Raw genomic sequence first — 5,507 nt, 5'->3', positions numbered from 1 at the left:
CCCCACCACAAGATTGGTGAGGAGCCCGCCGGACGAGCTCATGAGCTTTTCAGCGAGAAAACCGGCGATGATGCCAACGAGAATGGAGATGATCATTCCGGCCTCCCTCAGCGCGAGCGGATCGCGCGCCAGATCCACAGCAGCAGGATGGCGCCGACGATGGCCGCGATCAGCGTGCGGAAGAAGCCGTGAACCGGCACGTTGAGCACCGAGGCCAGCTTGTCGCCGATGAAGGCGCCGGCAACGCCGACGAGGAGATTCGTCAGCAGGCCGTGGTTGCTCGCCGTCACCCGCTCCGCCACCCAGCCGGCGATGAGGCCGATGAGGATGAGCGAGAAGAAGCCGACGCCGGGCTGGCTCAGGAATGCGTAGGTCTCATTGTTCATCGTCGCCCCCTTGCCACCCGTCATCCGGCGAGGACCGCCGGCGGGTGGTGGCGGATCATGCCGCCACCACGGCCCTTTGGCGAGAGGCGCGGGAGCCCTGTCCCGCGCCTTGCCGTCTTGCTCACGAATGGATGGCGCGGCCGTAGGCGGACATGACGCTCTCGTGCATCATCTCCGACAGGGTCGGGTGCGGGAATACCGTGTGGATCAGGTCTTCCTCGGTGGTCTCAAGGTTCATGGCCACCACGAAGCCCTGGATCAGCTCGGTCACCTCGGCCCCCACCATGTGGGCGCCCAGCAGTTCGCCGGTCTTGGCGTCGAAGACGGTCTTCACCAGGCCATCCGGCTCGCCGAGCGCGATGGCCTTGCCGTTGCCGATGAAGGAGAAGCGGCCCACCTTGATCTCGCGGCCGGCTTCCTTGGCCTTCTTCTCGGTGAGGCCCACGGAGGCGATCTGCGGCGTGCAGTAGGTGCAGCCGGGGATCTTGTTCTTGTCCATGGGGTGGGTGTGCAGGCCCTTGATGGTCTCCACGCAGATCACGCCCTCGTGCTCCGCCTTGTGGGCCAGCATGGGCGGGCCGGCGATGTCGCCGATGGCATAGACGCCGGGCACGTTGGTGCGGCCATAGCCGTCGGTCACCACGATGCCGCGCTCGATCTTCACGCCGATGGCCTCAAGGCCCAGGCCCTCCACGTTGCCCACCACGCCCACGGCCGAGATCATGCGATCCACCGTGATGTCGTGCTTGGCGCCCTTGGCGTCCTCCACATGGGCGGTGATGCTGTCGGCATGCTTGGTGACGCCGGTCACCTTGGCCCCGGACATGATCTTCATGCCCAGCTTCTCGAAGCGCTTGCGGGCGACGGCGGCGATCTCCTCGTCCTCCACGGGGAGGATCTGCGGCAGCACCTCCACCACGGTCACCTCGGTGCCCATGGTGCGATAGAACGAGGCGAACTCGATGCCGATGGCGCCCGAGCCCATCACCAGCAGGCTCTTGGGCATCTTTTCCGGCACCATGGCGTCGAAATAGGTCCAGATCAGCTTCTTGTCGGGCTCAAGGCCGGGCAGCGCGCGCGGGCGGGCGCCGGTGGCGACGATGATGTGCTTGGCAGTGTAGTCGCCGCCGCCCTTGGCGCCCTTGGGCGGGTTCTGGGCGGCTTCCACCTTGATCTTGCCGGGGGCGGTGAAGGTCGCCTTGCCCCAGATCACGTCCACCTTGTTCTTGTTGAGCAGGAAGGCGACGCCGCCGGCCAGCTGGGCCGAGACCCCGCGCGAGCGCTTCACCACGGCCGCCGCATCGAAGCCGATCTTCTCGGCGGAGAGGCCGTAGTCCTTGGCGTGCTCCATATAGTGGTAGATCTCGGCCGAGCGCAGCAGGGCCTTGGTGGGGATGCAGCCCCAGTTCAGGCAGATGCCGCCGAGATGGCTCTTTTCCACCACGGCCACCTTGAAGCCGAGCTGGGCCGCGCGGATGGCGGCCACGTAGCCGCCCGGCCCGCCGCCGATGACGATGATGTCGTAACTGTCAGCCATGGAAGGTCTCCTCGCCGTGCGCCGGACCGGCGGGTTCTGGATGGGAAGGGGATTGGGATGGGCCAAGGCGTCCGGCGGACCGGGCCTCGGCCATGAGGGCGAGCGCCTGCTCGAACAGGGTGAGGTCGCGGAACGGGTCGGCCGCGGGCGCCGGCGCCTGGATCACCGGCAGCCGTGAGGCGGCGAGCGCTTCCGCCAGCATGAGATTGTCGAAATGGCCGAAATCCTCCACGTGCAGGCCATCGGCCAGCAGGGCAGGCGCACGCCCCGCGCCACCGGCGGGGCCGATGGCGGAATGGGCGCGCTGCTTCAGTTCGCCCGGCAGGTTGGAATAGGCCGCCACCGGCTTGCCCAGCGCGAAGGCGAAGCCCACCTCGAACGCGGTGCCCGGATCGGCGCTGATGCCGCGGAATGGCGTGAGATTGGCGAGAAGCGCGTCGGCGGAGCGCATGAGGGCCAGATTGGCGGCGAAGATGGCGCGGCTCGCGGCACCCGCCGCCGTATCGAGCAGCGGGTCGCCATCCAGCGGATAAAGCCCGGTAAAGCCGAAGCGGATGCACAGCTCCACCTTGCGCCGGCCGATCTCGCGCGCGTCGTCGAGGAACACTTCGGGGCCGGCGAGGTAGAGCTTCATCAGGCTTGCCCGTCTCCATGATGGCATCGGCCCCGGTCTGCGGCCGGCGCCGGGCGGGTCCTTTTTCAATTGCTCCCGGTCGGGGGCCGGTCTTGCGGAGCGCCTTCCGAAAAAGGCGCTCCGGTTCTTGTCACGCCCGTCCGGTCACTTGGACAGGATCACTTGGACAGGAGGGCGAAGAGTTCGTCCTTCAGGCGCATGCGCTCGCGGCGCATGGCTTCGATCTCGGCATCGCCGGTGGGCTCCACGTCGGTCTCGGCACGATGCACCTGCCGGTTCACCTCGTGATAAGCGTCGCTGAGCTTGGCGAAGTGGGCGTCGGACAGCTTCAGCGCCTGGATCTTCTCGGCATAGTCCGGGAAATCGGCGGCAAGCTCGTGGGGCGTGTGGCTCATGGTCTCAACTTTCCTTGGTGCGACGGCGGAAAATGCCGCTGCCCCGCAGCTACACCGGGCGGCCGCGGCAGGATTTGATCTGCCGCAGCCCCGGGGCCAGCCTCGCGACAGCCGGCTTCACACCAGCATGGCTCACACCAGCATGCTCATGGGCTTCTCGATGAAGCCCTTGAACGCGCTCAGCAGCTCGGCGCCGAGCGCGCCGTCCATCACCCGGTGGTCGCAGGTGAGGGTCACCGTCATCTGCATCACCGCCTTGATCTCGCCGCCGCGCACCACGGCGCGCTGCTCCGAGGTACCCACCGCGAGGATGGAGGACTGCGGCGCGTTGATGATGGCGGTGAAGTTGCGGATCCCCATCATGCCGAGGTTCGACACCGAGGTGGAGCCGCCGGAATATTCGTCCGGCTTCAGCTTCTTGGTGCGGGCGCGGCCGGCCAGGTCACGCATCTCGTTGGAGATGGTGGACAGGGTCTTCTGCTCGGCCTTCTTCACGATGGGCGCGTAGAGGCCGCCGTCGATGGCCACCGCCACGCCCACGTCCGAATGCTTCATGCGCAGCACCCGGTCCTCGGCCCACACCGCATTGGCGGAGGGCACCTTCTGGAGCGCCAGCGCCATGGCCTTGATGATGAAGTCGTTGACCGAGACACGGTAGGTCGGCTTGCCGTCCTTGTCCTTGCCGGCATTGGCATTCACCTGCTCGCGCAGGGCCATGAGGTCGTCGAGGTCGCAATCCACCGTGAGGAAGAAGGTGGGGGTCACCTGCTCGCTCTCGACCAGGCGGCGCGCGATGGTCTTGCGCATGCCGTCGAGCTGCACTTCCTCGTAGCTGCCGGCCTCGAACATGGCCTTGACCTGCTCGGCGCCGGGCGCGCTGGCCACCGCCGCCTTGGGAGCGGGCGCGGCCGCAGGCGCGGGAGCAGCAGCAGACGCGGGCGCGGCGGCCGGCTTGGTCCCGGGCTTGGCGCCTTCCAGGTCGCGGGCGACGATGCGGCCGTGCGGGCCGGAGCCGGCGAGCGCGGCAAGGTCGATGCCCTTGTCCTTGGCGATCCGGCGGGCCAGCGGCGAGGCGAACACGCGTCCGGCCTGGCCGTTGGTGGCGGGCGCGGCGGCAGCCGCCGGAGCAGCAACAGCGGCGGCCGGCGCTTCAGCGGAGGGAGCAGCGGCGGCGGGAGCAGCGGCAGGCTTGGCCCCGCCAGCACCGGCGGCCGCTGCGGCCACGTCCTCGCCCTCGCCGGCCAGCACGGCGATGAGCTGGTTCACCGGCACGTCCTGGGAGCCTTCCGGCACCAGGATCTTGGCGAGGATGCCTTCGTCGATGGACTCGACTTCCATGGTCGCCTTGTCGGTCTCGATCTCGGCAAGCACGTCACCGGACTTGACGGTGTCGCCTTCCTTCTTGAGCCACTTGGCGAGGTTGCCCTTCTCCATGGTGGGGGAGAGGGCCGGCATCAGGATCTCGATGGGCATTCGTCTCTCTCCTCAGCGATAGGTCACGGCGTGGACCGCCGCGATCACATCGGCGACCGTCGGCAGGGCCAGCTTCTCGAGGTTGGCGGCGTACGGCATGGGCACGTCCTTGCCCGTGACGCGCAGCACCGGGGCGTCGAGATAGTCGAACGCCTTGTCCATGAGCTGGGCGACGATCTCGGCGCCGACGCCCGACTGCGGCCAGCCCTCCTCCACGCTCACGCAGCGGCCGGTCTTCTTCACCGAGGCGATGATGGTGTCCACGTCCATGGGGCGGATGGTGCGCAGGTCGATGACCTCCGCCTCGATGCCCTGCTTGGCCAGTTCGTCCGCCGCCTTCAGCGCGTAGGTCATGCCGATGGAGAAGGAGACCAGGGTCACGTCCTTGCCGCTGCGGGCGATGCGCGCCTTGCCGATGGGCAGCACGAAATCATCGAGCTTGGGCACCTCGAAGGACTGGCCGTAGAGGATCTCGTTCTCAAGGAAGATGACCGGGTTGGGGTCGCGGATGGCGGCCTTCAGCAGACCCTTGGCGTCGGCCGCCGTATAGGGCGCGATCACCCGCAGGCCGGGCACGTTGGAATACCAGGAGGTGTAGTCCTGGCTGTGCTGGGCGGCGACGCGGGCGGCGGCGCCGTTCGGGCCACGGAACACGACGGAGCAGTGCATCTGCCCGCCCGACATGTAGAGGGTCTTCGCCGCCGAGTTGATGATGTGGTCGATGGCCTGCATGGCGAAGTTGAAGGTCATGAACTCGATGATGGGCTTCAGCCCCGCCATGGCCGCACCCACGCCGACGCCTGCAAAGCCGTGCTCGGTGATGGGGGTGTCGATCACGCGGCGCTCGCCGAACTCCTGGAGCAACCCCTGGGTGATCTTGTAGGCGCCCTGATACTCGGCCACTTCCTCGCCCATGACGAAGACATCGCCGTCGCGGCGCATTTCCTCGGCCATGGCGTCGCGCAGGGCCTCGCGCACGGTCTGGGTGACGAACTCGGTGCCGGCGGGCACTTCCGGATCGGGCTGGGGCGCCGCCTGCGGGGCGATCACGGCCGGCGCCGCGGGGGCAGGCGCTGCGGCCG

Annotated in this window: 6 protein-coding genes; all 6 read right to left on the bottom strand. The window is 68.0% G+C overall.

The genetic code is table 11. From position 1 onward, the window contains the following. Window positions 1-107 precede the first annotated feature (107 nt). Complete coding sequence (locus tag K9U41_RS21630) at window positions 108-386, bottom strand: GlsB/YeaQ/YmgE family stress response membrane protein (RefSeq protein ID WP_282642909.1); 279 nt, start codon at window positions 384-386, stop codon at window positions 108-110. A 121-nt stretch (window positions 387-507) separates the two neighbouring features. After that, the gene (gene lpdA, locus K9U41_RS21625; protein WP_282642908.1) at window positions 508-1,923 is read right to left on the bottom strand and encodes a dihydrolipoyl dehydrogenase; all 1,416 of its coding nucleotides are present in this window, start codon (window positions 1,921-1,923) and stop codon (window positions 508-510) included. Next, complete coding sequence (locus K9U41_RS21620; RefSeq protein ID WP_282642907.1) at window positions 1,916-2,557, bottom strand: nucleoside 2-deoxyribosyltransferase; 642 nt, start codon at window positions 2,555-2,557, stop codon at window positions 1,916-1,918. The genes lpdA and K9U41_RS21620 overlap by 8 nt, the downstream gene beginning before the upstream one ends. Window positions 2,558-2,715: 158 nt before the next feature. After that, a complete protein-coding gene (locus K9U41_RS21615; RefSeq protein WP_282642906.1) occupies window positions 2,716-2,952 on the bottom strand; it encodes a YdcH family protein in 237 nt (78 codons plus the stop codon). A gap of 132 nt (window positions 2,953-3,084) precedes the next feature. Next, on the bottom strand, window positions 3,085-4,425 hold the full coding sequence (locus tag K9U41_RS21610) for a pyruvate dehydrogenase complex dihydrolipoamide acetyltransferase (RefSeq protein WP_282642905.1): 1,341 nt from the start codon (window positions 4,423-4,425) through the stop codon (window positions 3,085-3,087). Window positions 4,426-4,437: 12 nt separating this feature from the next. After that, window positions 4,438-5,507: pyruvate dehydrogenase complex E1 component subunit beta (locus K9U41_RS21605; protein ID WP_282642904.1), on the bottom strand; the 1,070-nt coding region annotated here is incomplete at its 5' end.

The organism is Xanthobacter autotrophicus, assembly GCF_029991245.1.
GTDB lineage: Bacteria > Pseudomonadota > Alphaproteobacteria > Rhizobiales > Xanthobacteraceae > Xanthobacter > Xanthobacter autotrophicus_C.
The sequence above is the reverse complement of the archived record's forward strand: the minus strand, read 5'-3'. Positions and strand labels throughout refer to the sequence as shown.

Excerpts from the sequence above, each read along its gene's own strand:
- K9U41_RS21630 (WP_282642909.1), bottom strand. The coding sequence starts at position 386 with ATGAACAATGAGACCTACGCATTCCTGAGCCAGCCCGGCGTCGGCTTC.
- lpdA (WP_282642908.1), bottom strand. The coding sequence starts at position 1,923 with ATGGCTGACAGTTACGACATCATCGTCATCGGCGGCGGGCCGGGCGGC.
- K9U41_RS21620 (WP_282642907.1), bottom strand. The coding sequence starts at position 2,557 with ATGAAGCTCTACCTCGCCGGCCCCGAAGTGTTCCTCGACGACGCGCGC.
- K9U41_RS21615 (WP_282642906.1), bottom strand. The coding sequence starts at position 2,952 with ATGAGCCACACGCCCCACGAGCTTGCCGCCGATTTCCCGGACTATGCC.
- K9U41_RS21610 (WP_282642905.1), bottom strand. The coding sequence starts at position 4,425 with ATGCCCATCGAGATCCTGATGCCGGCCCTCTCCCCCACCATGGAGAAG.